General features: G+C 73.1%; 21 protein-coding genes. 9 read left to right on the top strand and 12 right to left on the bottom strand.

Features of this window, described 5'->3' with window-relative positions; genetic code table 11:
- Window position 1: 1 nt before the first annotated feature.
- Entirely contained in the window at window positions 2-1885 is a 1884-nt protein-coding gene (locus ACZ597_RS06985; RefSeq protein WP_471325971.1) for a C1 family peptidase, read from the bottom strand.
- Between the two features lie 123 nt (window positions 1886-2008).
- A complete protein-coding gene (locus ACZ597_RS06990; RefSeq protein WP_471325974.1) occupies window positions 2009-3214 on the bottom strand; it encodes an FAD-dependent monooxygenase in 1206 nt (401 codons plus the stop codon).
- Between the two features lie 296 nt (window positions 3215-3510).
- Here ACZ597_RS06990 and ACZ597_RS06995 point away from each other — a divergent pair, with 296 nt between their 5' ends.
- The 3 genes from ACZ597_RS06995 (at window position 3511) to ACZ597_RS07005 (ending at window position 6153) form a co-directional block, all read left to right on the top strand.
- Window positions 3511-4479 carry a JmjC domain-containing protein gene (locus ACZ597_RS06995; protein WP_471325977.1) on the top strand — a complete coding sequence of 323 codons (969 nt, stop codon included), beginning with the start codon at window positions 3511-3513 and terminating at the stop codon, window positions 4477-4479.
- Between the two features lie 84 nt (window positions 4480-4563).
- Window positions 4564-5793, top strand: coding sequence for a serine hydrolase domain-containing protein (locus tag ACZ597_RS07000; protein ID WP_471325980.1), 1230 nt, complete (start codon window positions 4564-4566; stop codon window positions 5791-5793).
- Window positions 5794-5850: 57 nt separating this feature from the next.
- A complete protein-coding gene (locus tag ACZ597_RS07005; protein WP_471325983.1) occupies window positions 5851-6153 on the top strand; it encodes a hypothetical protein in 303 nt (100 codons plus the stop codon).
- Here the strand turns inward: ACZ597_RS07005 and ACZ597_RS07010 are convergent.
- From ACZ597_RS07010 to ACZ597_RS07020, 3 genes are read right to left on the bottom strand one after another with little or no spacing between them, the layout of a single operon-like run.
- Window positions 6150-6401: a glutaredoxin domain-containing protein gene (locus tag ACZ597_RS07010; protein WP_471325985.1), complete on the bottom strand. Its 252-nt coding sequence runs from the start codon at window positions 6399-6401 to the stop codon at window positions 6150-6152. The two genes, ACZ597_RS07005 and ACZ597_RS07010, sit on opposite strands and share 4 nt — an antisense overlap.
- A complete protein-coding gene (locus ACZ597_RS07015) occupies window positions 6398-6574 on the bottom strand; it encodes a DUF397 domain-containing protein (RefSeq protein ID WP_471325988.1) in 177 nt (58 codons plus the stop codon). Before ACZ597_RS07015 ends, ACZ597_RS07010 begins: the two co-directional genes overlap by 4 nt.
- A 4-nt stretch (window positions 6575-6578) precedes the next feature.
- Window positions 6579-7424: a DUF5753 domain-containing protein gene (locus ACZ597_RS07020; protein ID WP_471325991.1), complete on the bottom strand. Its 846-nt coding sequence runs from the start codon at window positions 7422-7424 to the stop codon at window positions 6579-6581.
- Between the two features lie 307 nt (window positions 7425-7731).
- Here ACZ597_RS07020 and ACZ597_RS07025 point away from each other — a divergent pair, with 307 nt between their 5' ends.
- The 3 genes from ACZ597_RS07025 (at window position 7732) to ACZ597_RS07035 (ending at window position 9781) form a co-directional block, all read left to right on the top strand.
- A complete protein-coding gene (locus ACZ597_RS07025) occupies window positions 7732-8067 on the top strand; it encodes an ATP-binding protein (protein ID WP_471325994.1) in 336 nt (111 codons plus the stop codon).
- A 10-nt stretch (window positions 8068-8077) separates the two neighbouring features.
- Complete coding sequence (locus tag ACZ597_RS07030; protein ID WP_471325997.1) at window positions 8078-9280, top strand: DUF1266 domain-containing protein; 1203 nt, start codon at window positions 8078-8080, stop codon at window positions 9278-9280.
- Between the two features lie 87 nt (window positions 9281-9367).
- Window positions 9368-9781 carry a PPOX class F420-dependent oxidoreductase gene (locus tag ACZ597_RS07035; RefSeq protein WP_471326000.1) on the top strand — a complete coding sequence of 138 codons (414 nt, stop codon included), beginning with the start codon at window positions 9368-9370 and terminating at the stop codon, window positions 9779-9781.
- A 12-nt stretch (window positions 9782-9793) separates the two neighbouring features.
- On the opposite strand, the gene ACZ597_RS07040 is transcribed toward ACZ597_RS07035, so the two are convergent.
- Both ACZ597_RS07040 and ACZ597_RS07045 read right to left on the bottom strand, forming a co-directional pair.
- The gene (locus ACZ597_RS07040) at window positions 9794-11206 is read right to left on the bottom strand and encodes a DHA2 family efflux MFS transporter permease subunit (protein WP_471326002.1); all 1413 of its coding nucleotides are present in this window, start codon (window positions 11204-11206) and stop codon (window positions 9794-9796) included.
- A 14-nt stretch (window positions 11207-11220) separates the two neighbouring features.
- Window positions 11221-11835: an NADPH-dependent FMN reductase gene (locus tag ACZ597_RS07045; protein ID WP_471326005.1), complete on the bottom strand. Its 615-nt coding sequence runs from the start codon at window positions 11833-11835 to the stop codon at window positions 11221-11223.
- A 113-nt stretch (window positions 11836-11948) separates the two neighbouring features.
- Here ACZ597_RS07045 and ACZ597_RS07050 point away from each other — a divergent pair, with 113 nt between their 5' ends.
- Complete coding sequence (locus ACZ597_RS07050) at window positions 11949-12635, top strand: TetR/AcrR family transcriptional regulator (RefSeq protein ID WP_471326008.1); 687 nt, start codon at window positions 11949-11951, stop codon at window positions 12633-12635.
- A gap of 21 nt (window positions 12636-12656) precedes the next feature.
- Here ACZ597_RS07050 and ACZ597_RS07055 read toward each other — a convergent pair whose 3' ends face one another.
- The 5 genes from ACZ597_RS07055 to pdhA form a co-directional block, all read right to left on the bottom strand.
- On the bottom strand, window positions 12657-13421 hold the full coding sequence (locus ACZ597_RS07055) for a hypothetical protein (protein WP_471326011.1): 765 nt from the start codon (window positions 13419-13421) through the stop codon (window positions 12657-12659).
- A gap of 18 nt (window positions 13422-13439) precedes the next feature.
- The gene (locus ACZ597_RS07060; RefSeq protein WP_471326014.1) at window positions 13440-14378 is read right to left on the bottom strand and encodes a GNAT family N-acetyltransferase; all 939 of its coding nucleotides are present in this window, start codon (window positions 14376-14378) and stop codon (window positions 13440-13442) included.
- A gap of 148 nt (window positions 14379-14526) precedes the next feature.
- Window positions 14527-15999 carry a dihydrolipoamide acetyltransferase family protein gene (locus tag ACZ597_RS07065; protein ID WP_471326017.1) on the bottom strand — a complete coding sequence of 491 codons (1473 nt, stop codon included), beginning with the start codon at window positions 15997-15999 and terminating at the stop codon, window positions 14527-14529.
- A 13-nt stretch (window positions 16000-16012) separates the two neighbouring features.
- Entirely contained in the window at window positions 16013-16993 is a 981-nt protein-coding gene (locus ACZ597_RS07070) for an alpha-ketoacid dehydrogenase subunit beta (protein ID WP_471326020.1), read from the bottom strand.
- Entirely contained in the window at window positions 16993-18201 is a 1209-nt protein-coding gene (pdhA, locus tag ACZ597_RS07075; RefSeq protein ID WP_471326023.1) for a pyruvate dehydrogenase (acetyl-transferring) E1 component subunit alpha, read from the bottom strand. The genes ACZ597_RS07070 and pdhA overlap by 1 nt, the downstream gene beginning before the upstream one ends.
- 325 nt (window positions 18202-18526) lie before the next feature.
- Here pdhA and ACZ597_RS07080 point away from each other — a divergent pair, with 325 nt between their 5' ends.
- Together ACZ597_RS07080 and ACZ597_RS07085 are read left to right on the top strand one after the other, a co-directional pair.
- Window positions 18527-19186, top strand: coding sequence for a response regulator (locus ACZ597_RS07080; RefSeq protein WP_471326026.1), 660 nt, complete (start codon window positions 18527-18529; stop codon window positions 19184-19186).
- A gap of 148 nt (window positions 19187-19334) precedes the next feature.
- Window positions 19335-19778, top strand: a complete 444-nt coding sequence (locus ACZ597_RS07085; protein WP_471326029.1) for a pyridoxamine 5'-phosphate oxidase family protein — start codon at window positions 19335-19337, stop codon at window positions 19776-19778.
- Window positions 19779-19792: the final 14 nt, after the last annotated feature.

Here is a 19792-nt window from a genome sequence, read left to right on the forward strand (position 1 = left end):
TTCACGCCGGGCCGATCACCGCCCCCTCGTGCCAGCCCGCGCCGTCGCGCCAGTAGTGCTGGAGCAGGCGGTCGGTGCGCAGGACGAGGACTTCCAGGTTGAACCCGAAGCTGCCCTGGAGCATCCCGGTGACGGCGAGCGCGTCGTGCCCGAAGACCGCGCCGCGGGCCCAGGGGGCGCCGGCCGCGTTCCCCCGCCACCAGTGCTCGATCCGGCCGTCGGCCCCGGCGACGCACAGCTCGTAGTTCCCGGCGGTGTCCTCGTCGGCGGCCCCGTACTGGCCCTCGATCAGGCAGGGCGCGGAGCTGATCCGGCTGCCGAAGACCTCCCCGGCCCGCCAGACGAAGCCGTTGGGGTCGTCACGCCACCACAGCTGCATCCGGCCGTCGGTGCGGGCGGCGACCAGGTCGAGGGTGCGGGAGCGGGTCTGGACGAGGGCGGGGCCGTAGTGGGCGATGCCGGAGGCGAAGCGGCCGCCGTCGTTCCAGGTCCAGGGGGCGCCGTTGATGCGCCACCAGTGGTTGAGGCGGCCGTCGGCGGTGCGGACGACCACCTCGAAGTTGCCGGGCTTGCCGTAGTCGCTCTGGATGAAGGCCGGGGTGGAGCCGATGGCCGCGTCGCCCGGGCCGAAGGCGCCGCCGTCGCGCCAGACGCCGAAGGCCTGCTCGTAGTACCAGTGGCGCAGCCGGCCGCCGGTGGTGACGTGCAGGGACTCCATGTTCCGGTTGTAGGTGCTGCCGGTGAACGCGGGCTGGCCGGAGGCGTCGGAGGCGTAGGTCCGGCCGCGGGCCCAGGCGAAGGGGGCGTCGCCCTCGCGCCACCAGTGCTGGAGCCGGCCGCCGGCGGCGGTCGCCGCCATCTCGAAGTTGCGGTGGGCGCGGCCGTTGCCGCTCTCGTAGGTGCTGCCCGCGTGCAGGCGCCGCTTGCTCCAGGGGTCGATGTTGGTGCCGCGTACGCCGCACTTGGCCCAGTAGTCGATGTTGACCTCGCCGTAGGCGATCCGGCCGTAGCCGCCCACGTGGTAGCCGGGCCCCCAGGAGTTCTTGAACAGCCAGCAGCCGGCCGCGTCGTCGTAGCCGACGACCAGCACGCAGTGCCCGCCGGCCAGCCGGTCGCTGGTGCGGTGGTAGACGCCCGATCCGAGCCCGAAGAAGTCGTCGTAGACGTCGAAGCAGGCGGTCAGCGGCCCTACCGTGTCCAGCCACACCTTCTGCTGCTCGACGTCGCCGAGGCGTACGTAGTCGCCGATGCGGACGGTCCGGCCCGAGCGGTCCCAGCTGGGCGTGTACTCGGCGCGCCAGGCGTCGCGCCGCTCGGCCGGGAGGCCGGGGGGCGGGGTGCCGTACGGCCAGCAGTCCGGGTCGGCGAGGCCGCCGTTGTCCTTGATCCAGTCGAGTGCGGTCTCCGGGTTGCTCCCCTGACCGCAGGTGCACTTCAGCCCGTCGTGGACGTCGCCCTCGGAGCGCTTCGCCCATACGTCGTGCTCGATCCGGGCCATCGACTCGACGAGCCCGGCCGCGCCGAAGGCCCAGCAGGAGCCGCAGGGGTTCTGGTCCTTGACCTTCGTCAGCCAGGGCCAGCCCCAGCGGCTGCGCCAGTCGACGGCGGCGGGCCGCCCGGGCCCCGCCCCGGTGTCGGGGAGCAGCCCGTTCGCGGCGCGGCGCCGGGTCAGGTGCGGGTTGCCGCTCGCCCTGCCCACGAGCGCCCGCAGGTCCACGGCGCCCGCCTCGGCGGCGGGCGTCAGGTTCACCCCGGGCTCCAGGCCGAGGGCGGGCCTCGGCACGGGCTCCGCGTCCGACAGGTGCTCGCTTACGGTCCAGCGCGCCCCGCGCGCCACGAGCTGCGCCCGCAGCTCCCCCACCGTCTGGACAGACTCCTCCGGCATCCCCGGCCCCCCAGCTGCAACCCCCGGTCATGAGCCCGGGGAGCGTCTCCCCGCCGCATGCCCCCGTCAAGGGGGGCCGCGCGGTCGCGCGGTAGCACGGGGGTCGTACGCGGGTTCGGCACCCTAAGGGGTCATGGCCGTGCCGCCGATGCCCGCGGCGCCGCCCAACTGCCCATGCCACCACGCCTCGGCCTCGGCGCCGCTCATCCGCCCCCATTCCGGGGTCCGTTCCACCTGCGCCCGCCCGAGCCGCCGCGCCAGCGCGACCAGCTCCCGGCCGGCCGCGCCCCTGGCCGCCTGGTAGTCGCGCAGCAGCTCCTCCCACGTGCCCGCCCCGGCCCACGCGGCCCCGAAGGCGGTGGCGTCCTGGAGCGCCTTCGCGGCGCCGCTGGTGTTGTGCGGGCGCACCACCGTGGCGGCGTCCCCGGCGAGGAGGAGCCGGCCGGCGGTGGTGCTCGCGGTCTCCAGGTCGTAGATGGGCTGCACGAAGGTGTCCGCCGGGTCGGTGAGGGCCAGCGCCCGGCCCCAGTACGGCGGGAACTCCCGCTCCAGCAACGCCCGCAGGTGGTCCAGCAGTTCCGGGGTCAGCGCGCCCGGCGGGAAGCTGGTGGGGTCGTCGAAGCGCAGCCGCCCGTCCGGCGGGGGCGGCGCGTACAGCACCCAGTTCACGCGGGGCCCGTCCGGGCCGGGGATCCGGTAGATCACGCAGCTCCCGCCGGGGAAGCAGACGGTGGTCACCGACTCGGGGTACGACTCCGCCCCCTCCAGCAGCCCCGCGTCGAGGTTGCCGCGCCAGCACACGTACCCGGCGTAGTGCGGCCGGGCGCCCGGGGCCACCGCCTCCCGCACCACCGACCGGTACCCGTCCGCGCCGACGGCCAGGTCGTACCGCTCGACGGAGCCGTCCCCGAGCCGCACCTCGGCCGCGCCCCCGTCCCCGGCCACCCCGGCGACGGCCACGCCCTGCCGGTACACGGCCTCCTCCGGCGTCGCCCCGCGCAGCCCGCGCCACAGCAGTCCCCAGTGGTACGAGTGGAACGGGAACGGCTGCTCCCAGATGAGCCGTCCGCCCGGCCCGGCCTCCGCATCCCGCACCACCCACCGCCGGCGCAGCAGCCGGTGCGCGGGGATCCCGCCGGGCAGCGCCCCGGCGGCGGCCAGTTCGGCGGCGCGCTCGTCGTGCACGCACAGCCCGACCCCGCGGTCCGCGAGCCGCCCGCGGGTGCGCTCCAGTACGACGACGTGGTCGGCCCCGGCCCGTACCGCGGCGGAGGCGAACGCGCACCCGGCGATGCTCCCGCCGACCACCGCTACCGTTCCGCCGCGCATAACCGCCCCCTGCCGAAGCCGAGTTGCCCTGGGACGACCACCGTACTGGGCGGACCGGCCGCGGGCGGGCGTTAGCGGCGCGTGAGTCGAACGTCAGCGGCTGCGACCAGCATGTCTCAGGTCGCCGCAGGTCAGCCGGCCTCCGCGACGAACACCCCAGTCAGCGCGGGACGCGGCATCCCCCTGCCGCGTCCCGCGCGTCGGCGCTCCACGTCCTTCCCCCCGGAGGCAGGATCCCCATGGCGGAAACGGCCCCCACCGATGGCACGACCGGGGGCACGCCCTGGGGACACCTCATGGACTCGCCCACGCTGGCCGGCTGGGTCGGCGACGTCGCGTGCTTCGCCGAGCGCCGGTGGCAGCGCGAGCCGGCCGTCTTCACACCGTCGCCGGCCGCCCCGCCGTTCGACCTCGACGAGCTGGACGCCGCCTTCGACTCGGGCCTGCTGCGCACCCCCTACCTGGAGATGGTCCGCTCCCACAAGGTCGTCGTACCGCCCGACGCCTACACCGCCTCCCGCGTGGTCAACGGCGTCACGCACACCGGCTTCGCCGACCGTGCGAAGGTCGTCGCCCAGCTGCGCGCCGGGGCGACGCTGCTGCTGCGCTGCGTCGACCAGTGGCACCGCCCGACGGGCGATCTGGTGGCACGGCTGTCCGAGGAGCTCGACCGGCGCGTGGAGGCGTTCTTCTTCGTCACGCCCGTCGGCGGCCAGGGCCTCGCGGTGCACCGCGACGACGCCGACGTGTTCGTCCTCCAGGTGGCGGGCAGCAAGACCTGGTACGTCCACGACGAGCACTCCCCGCGGCTCCTGCACAGCGTCCTCGAACCCGGGGGCGTGCTCTACGTACCGCGCGGCTTCGCGCACCGGGCGGTGGGCGGGGCCGGGCTGTCCGCGCACCTGTCGCTGACCATCCGCGACGTCTGCCTCCAGGACCTGCGGACCGCCCTGGAGAGGCTGCTCACCGAGGGGCTGGACCTGCCGGCGCGGCCGCTGGGCGAGGCGGCGGTCACCGACGCCTGCGCGGTCCTGCTGGGGCGTGCCCGGACGGTGCTCGACACGGCATGCCCGGAGGACCTGCGGCTCGCCGCACGGGCCGCGCGGGCGCGACGGCCGGCCGAGCCCGCGCCGCCGCTCGCGGAGGCGGCCCGGACCTGGGACACCGCGGCACGGCCGGGGCCGGCCTCCGTCGGCCGCACCTGGCGCAGGCTGCGCGGCGCGGCCCGCACCGCCGGCCCCGGACGCCCGCCTGACGCAGCCTGACGCCCGCCGGGCGGCCCCGGGGACGCGGACCTACGCTGGGTACGCCTTGTCCTTCGCTCCTCGGGGACGACAGGAGGCCGCGCCATGACGCCGACCGCCCGCATCCGGCTGCGCCGGGCCTGCACCGCCGTGGCCGCCGCCGGAGTGCTCCTCGCCCCGGCAGCCGCCGGTCCCGCGTACGGGGCGCCCGCCCCGGTCCGCGCCGCCGCGGCCCCATCGCCCGACACGGGCGGGGACTTCCCGCAGCTCACCCCCGAGGTGGCCGCGAAGCTCGACAAGGCCGTCCAGGACACCCTGCGCGAGGCGAAGGTGCCGGGCGTGATCGTGGGGCTGTGGGCGCCGGGCAAGGGCAGCTACGTGAAGACGTTCGGCGTGGCCGACAAGGACACCGGCGCGCGGATGCGCACGGACTTCTACACCCGCATCGGCAGCCAGACCAAGACCTTCACGGTCACCGCCCTGCTCCGCCTCGTCGACCAGGGCGAGGTGGGCCTGGACGACCCCATCGGCACATACGTGTCCGGCGTCCCGAACGGCGACCGCATCACCCTGCGCGAGCTGGCCGGCATGCGCAGCGGCCTGTTCAACTACAGCGAGGACGACGCCTTCGACAAGGCGCTCACCACGTCCGGGACGCAGCCCTTCACCCCGCAGCAGCTGCTCGCCTACTCGTTCAAGCACCCGGTGAACTTCGCGCCGGGCGCGAAGTTCGAGTACTCCAACACCAACCTGATCCTGCTGGGCCTGGTCATCGAGAAGGTCACCGGACAGCCCCTCCAGCAGGTCCTGAAGCAGCAGGTCATAGACCCGGCGGGGCTGCACCACACCCTCTTCCCCACCAACGCGGCCTTCCCCTCCCCGCACGCCCAGGGCTACACCGACCAGTCGGCGTCCGGCGACATCGTGAACGCCACGGACTGGAACCCCTCGTGGGCGTGGGCGGCGGGCGCGATGATCTCGGACCTGGAGGACCTGCGCAGCTGGGCCAAAACGTTGGCGACGGGCACCCTCCTGAAGCCCGCGACCCAGGCAGAGCGCCTGAAGACCACCTCGGTCGGCATCCCGGGCGCCGGCTACGGCCTGGGCCTGTTCGACGTCCAGGGCTGGATCGGCCACAACGGCTCCCTCCCGGGCTACGAGAGCCTCGGCGTCTACCTCCCGGACGAACAGGCGACCCTGGTGGTCATCCTGAACACCGACGCCCTGCACGACGGCCAGGAGCCCAGCACCCTCTTCGGCGAGGCCATCACCGAGATCGTCACCCCGGACCACGTCTACCCGGGCCACAAGCCGACCCCGCCGAGGCACGGCTGAGGCCGGGGGCCCATCGGGCAAGCTGGGGGAATGACGCGAGGGCAGTGGGGCGGTTGTGTGCTCATACCCGTGGCCGGGCTGGCCACCGGGCTGATCGGGATCAAGCTGCTGGGGGCCGTCTGGCGGGCCTGCGACGTGGGGATCAACGCCTCGGCCAACAGCCTCGCCCTGCTCTTCTACGGAGCCTTCCTCACGCTTCTCGCCCTGGCGTGGTGGGGCGCGATGCTCGGCTACGTGGGCAGCCGGTGGAACGTGCCGGCCGCGCTGGCGGGAGGTGTCGCCGGGTCCGCCGTGATGGTCTGGGTCTTCATCGCCGTGCTGGGGGTTCCGGACGGCTACACGTGCGTGCCGGCCGCCTAGCCCATGGCCGCGCGTACCTGGGCCAGGCTCGGGTTGGTCATGACCGATTCCTCCCCCGAGGCGGAGACGACGCGGACCGTCGGGACGGTCTCGTTGCCGTCGTTCACGCTGCGGACGAAGGCTGCCGCGTCCGCGTCCCGCCAGATGTTCACGGGGCGGTAGGGGGTGCCGGACAGCCGGAGCCGGCTCCAGAGCTTCATGCAGAAGACGCACCCGGGCCGCCAGTAGACGGTTATCCCGGCGCTCAACGCGACCCCGCGAAGGCCGCCCAGGCGGTGGGGGCGACCTCGATGACGGGGCCGTCCGCGCTCTTGCTGTCCCGGACCGCCACTGTGCCGGGCACGTTCACGGCCACTTCGACGCATTCCGAGTCGGCCTGGTCGTCGCTGTAGCTGGACTTCACGAACTCGAAGTGGCTCACGGTCTTACACACCTTTGCGGATGGCCTCGATCAGGTTCACCGAGTCTCGCGGTGCAAGGCTCAGTCGTGAAACCTGCTCGAACACGGTGGCGTAAGCCGCATTGGCGTCCGCCCCTTCTGCCCACAGGGTAGAGCCGATGGCCTCCGCGTAGGAGACGTCCAGCGCCCCGGGCTCCGCGAACGAGAGGATGCTGAAGGAGCCCTTGGCTCCGTGGTGCCTGCCCGCAAGGAACGGTAGAACCTGCACGTGGACGTGCGGGAGTTGCGCCATCTCCATCAGGTGGTCGAGCTGTGCGCGCATCACGTCGACACTGCCGACCTGGTGCCGCAACGCCGCCTCCCACAACACGGCGTGCAACTCCATCGGCCGCTCACCCCGCAGGCGCGCCTGCCGCTTGATCCGTGAGGTCACCAACGCCTCGATCTCGTCCGGATGCGACCAGTTCGAGGTGACGCCCAAAGCCCTGATGTACTCCGGGGTCTGAAGCAGCCCGGGAACGAGGGCCGGCTGCCACGTGCGGATACGAGTGGTGACCTCCTCCATCGCGATGTACTCGCCGAAGCCGCCCACCATGGGCATCTGCTGCCACCAGCCCTTGGCCTTGCGGCGTTCGCGGTCCAGCCGCGCCAGATCCAGCAGGCCGCCCACGACCTCCGCGTCGGTCACGCCGTAGAACTCGCACAGCACCCGGATGTCCGGATCCCGCATCGGGACCCAACCGCTCTCCATCTTGGTGACTTTGGTCGTCGTGGCGCTGATCGCCTGCGCTGCCTGCTGCTGGGTCTTCCGCGCCGCCATACGGAACTTGTACAGCTCTCCGCCCAGCCGACGGCCCAGCACGGTCGACACCCGGTTGCCCTGGTCTGTTCGCCTTCCACCGTTCACCGCGACAGTTTCGCGCCCCCGGCGGGGGCCAGTCGACACCCTCACCGTACGGGGAACATTTTCCCCGAGCAGCTTGCCCCCGCAGCGGGCCGCCCCTACCGTCGGTGACGAACTGCTCACCGCACAAGCAGAGTTGGCGGAAGCGCACCGGCATGCCCCCGCACGGGCACCGGCAGGCCACCGCCCGACCAGGAGGTGCCATGACCACCCTCACCCGCTACGGCGTACGGAACTACCCGCCCCGCCAGGACTCCGTACCCGCCGCCAGGCGATGGGCCGCGTGGCTGGCCGTCGCGTGGGGGGGGAGCCCCGGGTGGCTTCGGACGTGGCGCTGCTGACCAGCGAGCTCGTCACCAACGCGCTGCTGCACGGGGCGATCCGGGACCGGTACATCCGGGACGAGGTGCAGCTCGACGGAGCAGTGCTCCGCATCGCGGTCACCGATCCGAAGGGCGAGCGGTGGCCCGAGCCGCGAGCGGTGGCCGACGAGGACCAGTACGGGCGCGGGCTGCGGATCGTGGAGGCCGTCGCCCAGCGGTGGGGGGCGTCACAGCGGGTGGTCGGGAAGACCGTGTGGGCCGAGTGCGCGCTCCCGGGGCCCGTATAAGGTCCCCCGTATGGATGGCTGGACGGCGCCGAGCGCGATCGAGAGGGAGTTGTACGAGGCGAAGCGGCGCGGCGACTGGCCGGGCTATCTCGACGCCCTCGCGCGCGCCGAGCTGTTCCTGCCGCAGCCCCGCGCCGACGTCGACGCCGATCCCCGCGCGGCCCGCTTCCACCCCGGCCCCGCCGGCCTCGCCGTCTACACCCGGGGCATGCTCCCGGCCCCCGGCCCGGACACCGTGTTCCTGCGCCAGAGCCTCGCCTGGTTCGCGAACGCCTGGGACCACCGGGACCCCGCCCACCTCGCCGTGAACCCCGGCACGCCCGCCGAGGCGTACCTCACCACCACCCCCGCCGACCGCGCCCGCTGGCGCGCCCACTGGGACGCGGTCCCCGTCTGGGGGCTGACCCCCGGCACGCTGCACGCCCTGCACACCGGCGGTCCGCTGCACGGGCCCGTCGCGCACGGGCTGGCCCTCGGGGCCCATCTCGCCGTCTCCAACGGGGAGTTCTGGAACGCCCTCGCCTACCACGGCAACGGCTACACCTATGAACGCGACCGGCTGCGCAAGTCCTGGGGCGTCACGGACACCGCCGGCTGGCTCGACGTGCTCCAGCGGATGCTGAACGCCGAGATCGTCAGCCCCGTCTGGGAGTACGCGCTCCGCGTGCGCCGGGTGCTGGTCTCCGACTTCGCCGGGCCCGTCGAAGTCGAGCACTGGCGCGACGCCGCCGAGGCCAGCCTGCGCCACGGCGCCGAGAAGGCCGCCGAGCCGCAGCTCACGCCCGACGGGGTGACCGTCGCCGCGCCCCGGCCGGTCGCGGAGGTCGAGGGAGAGATCGCCGGGGTGCGGCGGCTCATCGGCCGGATGGCCCGCTACGAGCAGCGCTTCCGGGCCGACGGGCTGCTCCCCGAGGACGGCTGGGTGCGCTCGGTGCACGCCTGGGACCTCGGGCGCGCCTCCCAGATGGCCCGCTGGGGGCTCGCCACCCGCTACGGCACCCTGGAGGACGCCGAGCGCGCCGTGCTCCGCGCGGGAGCGGCGGCCCGGGGGGCGTACCGCTCGTGGGAGGAGTTCTCCGCCGGGTACTCGCTGGGGCGCTGCCTGCACTTCGACGAGGAGGAGTTCGGGCGCTGGTACGGGTCCTCGCTCGCCACGCACCTGACGCTCACCACCGATCCGGGCAGCCCGTACCGGCACGTCCCCTGGGACTGAGCGCGCCCGGAGCCGACTTCGGGTAGTAGGCGCGGGCCGCCGCGAAAGGGCGTGGATCCGGCGGTCCGGCGAACTACCGTGACCGGTATGACGATTGCTCTGAACGAAGCCGTACGACAGCTGCTCGACTCCCCCCACCCCGCAGTCCTCTCGACCCTCAACCCCGACGGCAGTCCGCAGAGTTCGGTGGTCTGGGTGTCCCGGGACGGCGACGACCTGCTCGTCTCCACCGAGCGCGGCCGCCGCAAGGAGCGGAACATCGTCCGTGACGAGCGGGTCGGCCTCACCGTCTTCGACCTCGCCAACCCCTACCTCTACGCGGAGATCCGCGGCACCGCCACCGTCACCGAGGACACCGGCCGGGCCGTCGCCGTCCGGATCGCCGAGGAGTACCTCGGCCCGGGTGGCGGCAAGGAGTACCGGGACGCCGCCGACGGGGCGGTGCGCGTGGTCGTGCGCATCACCCCGTCCAAGGTGCTCGGCAACGCCGCGAAGGGCTAGCACCACCAAGTCCTAGCGCCGCCCCGGCAGCCGCAGCGCCGGGATCACGGCCAGGGCCAGGAGTGCCGCCGCGACTCCGTAGGCGAGGCGGAAGCCGGCCGGGCCCACGCCCGCCCCGCCGAGGAGGACGGACAGCAGCGCCGTCCCGACCGAGGCCCACAGCTGGGAGTTGATGCTCAGGGCAGTGCTCGCCGCGGCCATCCGCTCGCCGGGCAGGTCGCGGCTCGCGGTGGTCATCGTCGGCATCAGCACCATCCCGGCGCCGACGCCCATGACCAGGCCCGCGCCGATCACCAGCCAGACCGGTACCCCTTCGGTGCCGGTCAGCAGGGCGGACGCCGCCATACCGAGGGCCCCCACCAGGGCTCCGGCCGCGATCATCCCGCGCGGCGAGACCTTGTCGACGCGCCGCGAGGCGATCTGCATGGTCAGGCCGACGGCGAGCCCGACGGGGGCGACGAGGAGGCCCGCCGCGCTCGCGCTCATGCCGCGCCCCTGCTGGAAGTACATCGGGCCCAGCAGCATCGACCCGAAGTAGCCGCAGGTGAAGAAGGCCAGGGTGGCGATGCCGGCGGCGAAGGTGCGGTCCCGCAGCAGCCGCAGGTCCAGCAGCGGCTCGCGCACCCTGAGGGCACGGCGTACGAAGGCTGCGGCGAGGGCCGCGCCGGCCAGCGTGGGCAGCAGCGCGCCCGGGGCGGTGAAGTCGCCGCCCTCGCCGCCCCGGGACAGCCCGAACAGCAGCAGCGCCAGGCCCGGGGAGAGCATGAGCAGCCCGGGGACGTCCAGCCGGGGCGCCGACGCCGGGTCGGCGGGGGCGTCGGGCACGAGGAGCTTCGCCGCGAGCGCCAGGGCGGCCGCGCCGACGGGCAGGTTGACCAGGAAGATCCACTGCCAGGAGGCGGAGTCGACGAGCCAGCCGCCCAGCATCGGGCCGGCGACCGGGCCGACCAGGACCGGCAGCCCGAGCAGCGCCATCGCCCGTCCCATCCGGGCCCGGTCGGCGCTCCGCATCACCATGGTCATGCCCACCGGCATCAGCAGCCCGCCGCCCAGCCCCTGCACGGCCCGGAAGGCGATCAGGCTGCTCGCGCTCCAGGCACAGGCGGCGAGCAGGGAGCCCAGGGTGAAGAGGACGAGGGCGGTCAGGTAGGTGCGCTTGGCGCCGATCCGGCCCATGGCCCAGGCCGCGGCAGGGATGACGGCGGCGAGCGCGAGGGTGTAGGCGGTGGCGGTCCACTGGATGGTCTCCAGCGGGGCGTGGAAGGCCGCGGAGAGCCGGCCGAGGGCCACGTTGACGATCGTCATGTCGAGGACTGCCATCACCGAGCCGGTGATGACGACGGCGATCGTCCTCCCTAACGCCCCGGAGCCGGCGGGCGCCGCCTCGCGGGGGGCCGCGGAGGCGGAGGCGGGTGCTGCGGTCATGGCGTCCGACTCCCTCAGCCCTCGTAGGGCCGGGTCGCGCGCGCCGTCCGCAGCGCGCGGCCCCACCAGTCCAGCTGGCCGAGCATGTTCTTGGCGGCGCTCTCGGTGACGGCCGCGTCGCGCGGGGCGCCGTCCTGGCCGAGCCCGGACCACGGGCCGTGCAGGCTCACGGAGTCGCGCACGGTCACGGCGTGCAGCTCGGCGAAGATCTGCCGGAGCTGCTCGACGGCGCGCAGGCCGCCGCCGACCCCTCCGTACGAGACGAAGCCGACGGGCTTGGCGTGCCACTGCGGCCGGTGCCAGTCGATGAGGTTCTTCAGTGCGGCCGGGAAGCTGTGGTTGTACTCGGGGGTGACGAGGACGAACGCGTCGGCCGCGGCCAGGCGCGGGCTGACCTCCGCGAGCGCGGCGGCGGTCGCCGGGTCCGGGGAGCCGCCCCAGTCGGGCATGGCCAGCGGGAGCGGCACGTCGGCGAGGTCGATGACGTCGAAGTCCAGGCCGGTGTGGTGGCCGGCCGCGGCGCTCAGGAACCAGTCGGTGACGGCGGGGCCCCGGCGGCCCTCGCGGACGCTCCCGATGACGACGGCGACGCGCAGCGGCTCGTCCAGGACTGTTTCGTTGACGGACATGATGATCCCCCTTGAAGTGCGGACCGGCCGCCCTGTGCGGCCTCCGCTCCGGTAAACTACAACGGTCGTTGCAGAAACTGCAACGACCGTTGCAAATAATTGAGGAGGCTGGTGTGGACGGCAGCGACGACACCCGCGCAGCAGAGGTACAGCCCGAGATCCCGCCGCGGAAGCTGGCGAAGCGGATCGCCCTGGCAAAAGCGGCCTGCGCGGTATTCGGCCGCGAGGGGTACGCGCGCGCCTCCGTCGACGCGCTCGCGGAGGCCGCCGGCGTCTCCACCCGGACGCTCTACAACCACTTCCCGGGCGGCAAGGCGGAGCTCTTCGCCACCGTCGTCACCTGGACCTCGGGGGAGGTCCGCGACACCCACATCGCCAAGGTGCGCGCCCTGTTCGACCCCGAACGCCCGCCGCACCCGGACAACCTGGAACGCGATCTGACGGCCCTCGCCCGCGCGCTGGTCTGCGTCATGTTCGAGCACTCCGACCACTTCGCGCTGGTCCGGCACATCCACGCCGAGGTCAACCACGTGCCGGCCGAGGTGCTGGAGGCGTGGAAGGAGGCGGGGCCGCGCCCCGTCGCCCGCGCCCTCGCCGAGGCGATGGAGGGCCTCGCCGCCGCCGGGCTGATCGACGTCCACGGAGACGCGGAACTGGCGGGCGTCCACTTCACGGCACTGACCGCGCACCAGATCGTGCAGCAGTCCCACTACGGCCTGCTCCCCCTGCCCGACGGGGAGACCGAACGGCTCCTCACCGGCGGGGTGGCGGCATTCACGCGCGCCTACCGGGCCGGATGACGCCCCTGGCCCGGACCGCGCCTAGGGCAGCCCTGGACGCACCCGCGACCAGGCGTCCAGCGCCACCGCCGACGGGTCGCCGTCCACCAGGTGCGGCCGGGCGGCGGCCGTCCAGCGCAGCAGGATCTTGAGGTGGCGCAGGTGCACGATCTCCGCGCGCGGCAGCTCCCGCCAGACGCGGGCCCGCGCGGCCGCCTCCGCAGGGGTGAGGTCCACCAGCGCGAGCGCCTCCCGGCACACGGCGGCCGGGTCACCGCCGCGGCCTGGCCCGAACTCCCGGATCAGGTAGCCGCGTACGAAGGCCAGCTCGATCCCCCGGACCAGGTCGGACGCACCCTCCGCGGCAGCGCAGCGGTACGCCGCCGCCACCGCCAGCCGGCCCCAGCGCAGCCGCTCCGCGTCCGGCAGCAGGTCGTCCTGCATCCCGCCCACCGCGAGGCCGCGCAGGGCGCGCGGGTGCGGCTCGTCCGTCAGCGGCGGCCCGGTGGCCAGCCAGGCCTCCAGCTCCGCCGCGCCGTGCCCGTCCGGGGGTACGCGGGTCAGCACCTGACCCCCGCTCAGCAGCGCGACGACGGCGCCCGCGAGGCGGACCCGCGCCGTGTGGCCGGCGCCGAAGGACTCGGCGTGGCGGCCGTGGCGCTCTATCCCGCGCAGCCAGAGCCTCGACTCCCCGGCCGCGTACACCTGGCCGGGCCGCGCCACCCCGCCGACGCACCGCACGAGGCACACCCCGCCGGTGACGTCGGCCTGCTCCACGCGATACACCTGCAACTCGGCGAACGGCATGGCCGGGAGGCTACCGCCTCAGCTGCCGGGCGGGGTCTCCATGACGAGACGGATCTCGGTGACCTCGTAGCCGGCCCGGTCGAAGGCGGCTGCCATCGGGAGGTTCACGGTGTCGGTGGTCGCCGTGATGCGCTCGGCGCCCTCGCCCGCGTGGAAGCGGGTGATCTCGCCGAGGACCTCGTCGATCAGGCCCTTGCCGCGCTGCTCGGGGACGACGCCCAGGTAGCCGACGTTGCGGTTGTAGGGGGTCGCCGAGGGGATCGCGAGCCCGGCGAGGGTGCCGTCGGGAAGGTGGGCCAGTCGCCACCAGGAGCGCTCGCCGGGGCAGTCGCGGTAGAACGCGAAGTCCTCGCGGGCGAACTCCTCCTCGGTCATGGTGCGCAGCTCGTCCTGGGTGTTCAGGTCGAGGCTGCCGCGCGAGAGCCGGGCGAAGGCGTCGAGGAACTCCTCGTCGGTGCCCTCGCGGAAGACGAGCCTCCCGGTCGGCTCCGCCGTCCCGGCGGCCGGCGTCCACTCGTAGCGCAGCCGCTCGATGTCCCGCGTCAGACCGGCCCGCTGCGCGGCCTCCTGCCGCCACGCCACCGCCGCGGCGAGGTCGGGGCGGTCCCGCCAGTCGCGGGGCAGGGAGACGTTGTAGCCCGGGCGCTTGCCGAGGGCGGTGTGGCCGGCCTCCAGCAGGGCGGCGGCCACGGCGGCCGGGTCGGCGACCTCGGACCGGACCTGGAGGCAGTCGAGGGCGACGGGCCGCTCGCTGTCGGCGCGGCCCCACCACAGGGCCCGGGCCAGGATCCGGCCGTCCGCGTCCTCGGCGAACCAGGTCCACTCGGGGCGCATCCGGTTCCCCGCGAACTCCTCGCGGATCCGGTCGGGAGTCAGGGCGGCGACGGGGCCGTCGGCCGGGTCGGCCAGGGCACGGCCGATGTCTGCGGGGTCTGCGGTGGCAGCGCGAAATCTCATCACGCCGATGATCACACCGGGCCTCCCCCTTGGCCAGGGATTTCCTCACGGACGGGGTCCGCGGAAAACGCCCGATGGCCGGTCCCGCGGAGGAGGGACCGGCCATCGGGGGGTATTGCCGCCCGGGCTTGCGCCGCCCGGGGCTCCGCTACGACCAGGTGATCAGCCGGCGCGGGTGCTCCAGTACCGCGGCGATGTCCGCGAGGAACTTGGAGCCGAGCTCACCGTCGATGAGGCGGTGGTCGAAGGACAGGGCCAGGGTGGTGACCTGGCGCGGCTTCACCTTGCCCTTGTGGACCCACGGCTGGAGCTTGATCGCACCGACCGCGAGGATCGCGGACTCACCGGGGTTCAGGATGGGCGTACCGGTGTCGACGCCGAAGACGCCGACGTTGGTGATGGTGAGGGTGCCGTTCTGCATGTCGGCCGGGGAGGTCTTGCCCTCGCGGGCCGTGGCGACCAGCTCGGACAGGCCCGTCGACAGCTCCGCCAGGCTCTTGGCGTGGGCGTCCTTGATGTTCGGGACGATCAGGCCGCGCGGGGTGGCCGCCGCGATACCCAGGTTGACGTAGTGCTTGAGCACGATCTCCTGGGCCGCCTCGTCCCAGGAGGCGTTGACCTCCGGGTTGCGGCGGACGGCGATGAGGACGGCCTTGGCGATCAGGAGGAGCGGGTTGATCCGCAGGCCCGCGAGGTCCGGGTCCTCCTTGAGCTCCTGGACCAGCTTCATCGTGCGCGTCACGTCGAGGGTGATGAACTCGGTGACGTGCGGCGCGGTGAAGGCGGAGCCGACCATGGCCTGGGCGGTGACCTTGCGGACGCCCTTGACCGGGATACGGGTCTCCCGCGCGCCCGCCTCGACCGCCGGCGCGGCCGGGGCCGGTACGGGCGCCGCCACGGGCTCGGCCGCCGGGGCCGGGGCCTGGACGGGGGCCTGCGGGGCGAGCGCGGCCGCCGCGGCGGCGTGCACGTCCTCCCGGGTCACGACCCCGCCGTCACCGGTGGGGACCACCGCGGCCAGGTCGATGCCGAGGTCCTTGGCGAGCTTGCGCACGGGCGGCTTGGCCAGCGGCCGCTCGGCGGTGGCGACGCCGCCGCCGTTGCCGTTGGCGTACGCGGTGCCGTTCTGCGCCGCGGGAGCGGGCACGACGGCCGCGACCGGTGCGGCCGGGGCCGGGACGGCCGCCACCGGGGCGGCGACGGCGGCCGCAGGGGCCTTGCGCGGGCGGCGCTTGCTGGAGGCCTGGGATACCCCGTAGCCCACCAGCACGGGCTGCCGGGCCTCGGCGGCCGGCTCCTCGGCCGGAGCGCCGGACGCGTCGGCGGCCTCCGAGCCCGCCGGGGCGGCAGCGGCGGCGGCCGGGGCCTCGGCCCCGCCGCCGGCGGTCTCCACGGAGATGATGACCTGGCCGACGTCGACCGTCACGCCCTCCTCGAAGAGCAGCGCGTGCACCACCCCGTCGAAGGGGATCGGCAGCTCCACGGCCGCCTTCGCGGTCTCCACCTCGCAGACGACCTGCCCGTCGGTGACCGTGTCACCCGGCTGGACGTACCACTTGAGGATCTCGGCCTCGGTCAGGCCCTCGCCCACGTCGGGCATCTTGAATTCGCGGATCGTCATCGCGCTGATCTCCTCAGTACGCCAGCGAGCGGTCGACGGCGTCGAGCACCCTGTCCAGGCCCGGCAGGTACTCGTCCTCCAGGCGGGCCGGCGGGTACGGGGCGTGGAAGCCGCCGACGCGCAGCACCGGGGCCTCCAGGTGGTAGAAGCACCGCTCCGTGATGCGGGCGGCGATCTCCGAGCCGGTACCGAGGAAGACCGGGGCCTCGTGGACCACGACCAGGCGGCGGGTCCTCTCCACCGACGCCTGGATCCCGTCGAAGTCGATCGGGGACATCGAGCGCAGGTCGAGGACCTCCACCGACTTGCCCTCCTCCGCGGCCGCGGCGGCGGCTTCCAGGCAGACCTTCACCATCGGGCCGTACGCGGCCAGGGTGACGTCCGTGCCGGAGCGGGCGACGCGCGACTTGTGCAGCTCGCCGGGGATGGCGTCGGTGTCGACCTCACCCTTGTCCCAGTAGCGGCGCTTCGGCTCGAAGAAGATCACCGGGTCGTCGCTGAGGATGGCCTGCTGGAGCATCCAGTAGGCGTCGCCGGCGTTCGACGGGGAGACCACCTTCAGGCCCGCGACGTGCGCGAAGAGCGCCTCGGGGGACTCGCTGTGGTGCTCGACGGCGCCGATGGCACCGCCGTACGGGATGCGGACCACGACCGGCATCTTGATCTTGCCGAGGGCGCGGGCGTGCATCTTCGCGAGCTGGGTGACGATCTGGTCGTACGCGGGGAAGACGAAACCGTCGAACTGGATCTCCACGACCGGCCGGTAGCCGCGCAGGGCCAGGCCGATGGCGGTGCCGACGATGCCGGACTCGGCGAGCGGGGTGTCGATGACCCGCTCCTCGCCGAAGTCCTTCTGGAGCCCGTCGGTGATGCGGAAGACACCGCCCAGCTTGCCGACGTCCTCGCCCATGATCAGGACCTTGGGGTCCGTCTCCAGGGCCTTGCGGAGCGACTCGTTGAGCGCCTTCGCGATCGACATCTTCTCGACAGCCATCAGTGACCCTCCTCGAAGGACGCGAGGTAGGCGGCGAACTGGGCGCGCTCCTCGTCGACGAGCGCGTGCCCGTCCGCGTAGACGTTCTCGAAGATCGCCATGGTGTCGGGGTCGGGCATCGAGCGCACGACCTCGCGCACCCGCTTGCCCAGGGCCTCGCTCTCGGCCTCCAGCTCCTCGAAGAACGCCTCGTCGGCGCCCTCGGAAGCCAGCAGGTGGGCCTTCAGGCGCAGGATCGGGTCCTTCGCCTCCCAGGCCGCCGTCTCCTCGTCGAGCCGGTACTTGGTCGGGTCGTCGGAGGTGGTGTGGGCGCCCATGCGGTACGTGAACGCCTCGATCAGGGCCGGGCCCTCGCCGCGGCGGGCGCGCTCCAGCGCCCAGCGGGTGACCGCGAGGCAGGCCAGTACGTCGTTGCCGTCGACGCGGACGCCCTGGAAGCCGAAGCCCTGCGCGCGCTGGTAGAGCGGCACGCGCATCTGGCGCTCGGTCGGCTCGGAGATCGCCCACTGGTTGTTCTGGCAGAAGAACACCACGGGGGAGTTGTAGACGGCGGCGAAGTTGAAGGCCTCCATGACGTCGCCCTGGCTGGACGCGCCGTCGCCGAAGTACGCGATCACGGCCGAGTCGGCACCGTCCTTGGCCACGCCCATGGCGTAGCCGGTGGCGTGCAGCGTCTGCGAGCCGATGACGATCGTGTACAGGTGGAAGTTGTTGGTGTTCGGGTCCCATCCGCCGTGGTTCACACCGCGGAACATGCCGAGCAGGTTCGTCGGGTCGACGCCGCGGCACCAGGCCACGCCGTGCTCCCGGTAGGTCGGGAAGACGTAGTCGTCGTCGCGGAGCGCCCGGCCGGAGCCGATCTGCGCGGCCTCCTGGCCCAGCAGCGAGGCCCACAGGCCCAGCTCGCCCTGGCGCTGGAGCGCGGTCGCCTCGCCGTCGAAGCGGCGGGTGAGGACCATGTCGCGGTACAGCGCGCGCAGGTCCTCGGTGGTGATGTCCGCGACGAAGGGCGCGAATTCCGCGATGTCGGGGTTGCCCTCGACCTCGACCCTTTCACCCTCGGGCGTCAGCAGTTGTACGAGCTGAGGCTCGGCGTCGTGCGGCTGTGCGGTGGCAGCGGCGGTCTTGCGGGCGCTCGCCGCGCCGGCCGTCCGCTTGGTGCCGCTGCTGCGTCGCGGCTTGCGCGCGGCAGTGCTCTCCACGGTCACGTGTGCTCCTCCGTCGGTCCGGCACCCGGGTTCTCCGGGGACCAGTGCGGCTCACCTGTATCCGTACCCGTGCACGGGGTGGGTGCACGGCGCGTAACGGGTTCAGGCGTGACAGGTGCCCCGGCGAGTGCCCTGCGCACAGCACGTTACCCAGTGCGACGCATAACTGCGAAACCCCGTTTGACCTGCGATTTTGATTGGATATCCAAGTAAATCGGCCGCCTGGGGAACATCCACTGGTCACAGCCTTGCAGGGGGCCGGAACAACGGCACGTTATCCCGGGTAACGGCGGCAGGGAAGAGGTGAGTGTGTGAAGATGAGTTTGTGCGCGAAGACGGAAAAATCAAGGTATTTCTCCTGGACGACCACGAAGTGGTACGTCGGGGCGTTCATGAGCTTTTGTCGGTCGAAGAGGACATCGAGATCGTCGGTGAGGCCGGTACCGCCGCCGACGCCCTGGTCCGCATTCCCGCCACCCGTCCCGACGTCGCGGTCCTCGACGTACGCCTGCCGGACGGCAGCGGTGTCGAGGTCTGCCGCGAAGTGCGCTCGCAGGACGAGGACGTCAAGTGCCTGATGCTCACCTCGTTCGCCGACGACGAGGCGCTGTTCGACGCGATCATGGCGGGCGCCTCCGGCTACGTCCTCAAGGCGATCCGGGGGAACGAGCTGCTCAGCGCCGTGCGCGACGTGGCGGCCGGCAAGTCGCTGCTGGACCCGGTGGCCACCGCGCGCGTGCTGGAACGGCTGCGCGACGGCAAGAACGGCAAGGGTGACGACCGGCTCGCCAACCTGACCGAGCAGGAGCGCAAGATCCTCGACCTGATCGGTGAGGGCCTGACGAACCGGGTCATCGGCGAGCGGCTGCACCTGGCCGAGAAGACCATCAAGAACTACGTCTCCAGCCTGCTGTCCAAGCTGGGCATGGAGCGCCGCTCCCAGGCCGCCGCGTACGTCGCACGGCTGCAGGCGGAGAAGCGCTAGCTTCGAGCACCCGTCGACCCGCTCTCCGGCGTGACGCCCCGTGGCCGTGCGGTACCCCGGGCACACGGTTCAATTCGGGACCAACGTCCCCGATCATCGGGGCGGGATCCTCTTTCCCGACGCCGCACCGGTGTCCGAGAGTGGGCGCATGCCCCCAGAGGAACTCCACGCCATCGGACTGCTGCGCCGCGTGCCCTACGGCCGGGTCGCCACCAGCATGCGCGCGCTCCCCTTCCTCGCCGTCGCCCGCCACATCGTGGTGGACGGCAGGGTCGTGCTGAGAATGCACGGCGGTTTCGGATACCACCAGGCGTGCGCCGGCAGTGTCGTCGCCTACGGGGCGGACAACTTCAATTCCGGTGAGGCAACGTTGTGGACGGTGCAGTTCACCGGTACGGCGGAGCTGGTCGAACCGGCCACGGCAGAACTGGAACTATTCGGTCCGGGGCCGCATTTCGTGGACGGAGAAGTGTTCGACCCCGTCTACATGCGAATCGAACCCCAGCTGGTCACCGTGCACACGCTGCCCGGGAACCCGGCCGCCCGGACCCGCGACGGCTCTGCGGAACGCCCGTACCTGCACGCGCTCTGACCAGGTGCCGGACA

The organism is Streptomyces sp. NPDC040718 (assembly GCF_055593565.1).

Excerpts from the sequence above, each read along its gene's own strand:
- ACZ597_RS06985 (WP_471325971.1), bottom strand. The coding sequence starts at position 1,885 with ATGCCGGAGGAGTCTGTCCAGACGGTGGGGGAGCTGCGGGCGCAGCTC.
- ACZ597_RS06990 (WP_471325974.1), bottom strand. The coding sequence starts at position 3,214 with ATGCGCGGCGGAACGGTAGCGGTGGTCGGCGGGAGCATCGCCGGGTGC.
- ACZ597_RS06995 (WP_471325977.1), top strand. The coding sequence starts at position 3,511 with ATGGACTCGCCCACGCTGGCCGGCTGGGTCGGCGACGTCGCGTGCTTC.
- ACZ597_RS07000 (WP_471325980.1), top strand. The coding sequence starts at position 4,564 with ATGACGCCGACCGCCCGCATCCGGCTGCGCCGGGCCTGCACCGCCGTG.
- ACZ597_RS07025 (WP_471325994.1), top strand. The coding sequence starts at position 7,732 with ATGGGCCGCGTGGCTGGCCGTCGCGTGGGGGGGGAGCCCCGGGTGGCT.
- ACZ597_RS07030 (WP_471325997.1), top strand. The coding sequence starts at position 8,078 with ATGGATGGCTGGACGGCGCCGAGCGCGATCGAGAGGGAGTTGTACGAG.
- ACZ597_RS07035 (WP_471326000.1), top strand. The coding sequence starts at position 9,368 with ATGACGATTGCTCTGAACGAAGCCGTACGACAGCTGCTCGACTCCCCC.
- ACZ597_RS07040 (WP_471326002.1), bottom strand. The coding sequence starts at position 11,206 with ATGACCGCAGCACCCGCCTCCGCCTCCGCGGCCCCCCGCGAGGCGGCG.
- ACZ597_RS07045 (WP_471326005.1), bottom strand. The coding sequence starts at position 11,835 with ATGTCCGTCAACGAAACAGTCCTGGACGAGCCGCTGCGCGTCGCCGTC.
- ACZ597_RS07055 (WP_471326011.1), bottom strand. The coding sequence starts at position 13,421 with ATGCCGTTCGCCGAGTTGCAGGTGTATCGCGTGGAGCAGGCCGACGTC.
- ACZ597_RS07060 (WP_471326014.1), bottom strand. The coding sequence starts at position 14,378 with ATGAGATTTCGCGCTGCCACCGCAGACCCCGCAGACATCGGCCGTGCC.
- ACZ597_RS07065 (WP_471326017.1), bottom strand. The coding sequence starts at position 15,999 with ATGACGATCCGCGAATTCAAGATGCCCGACGTGGGCGAGGGCCTGACC.
- ACZ597_RS07070 (WP_471326020.1), bottom strand. The coding sequence starts at position 16,993 with ATGGCTGTCGAGAAGATGTCGATCGCGAAGGCGCTCAACGAGTCGCTC.
- ACZ597_RS07085 (WP_471326029.1), top strand. The coding sequence starts at position 19,335 with ATGCCCCCAGAGGAACTCCACGCCATCGGACTGCTGCGCCGCGTGCCC.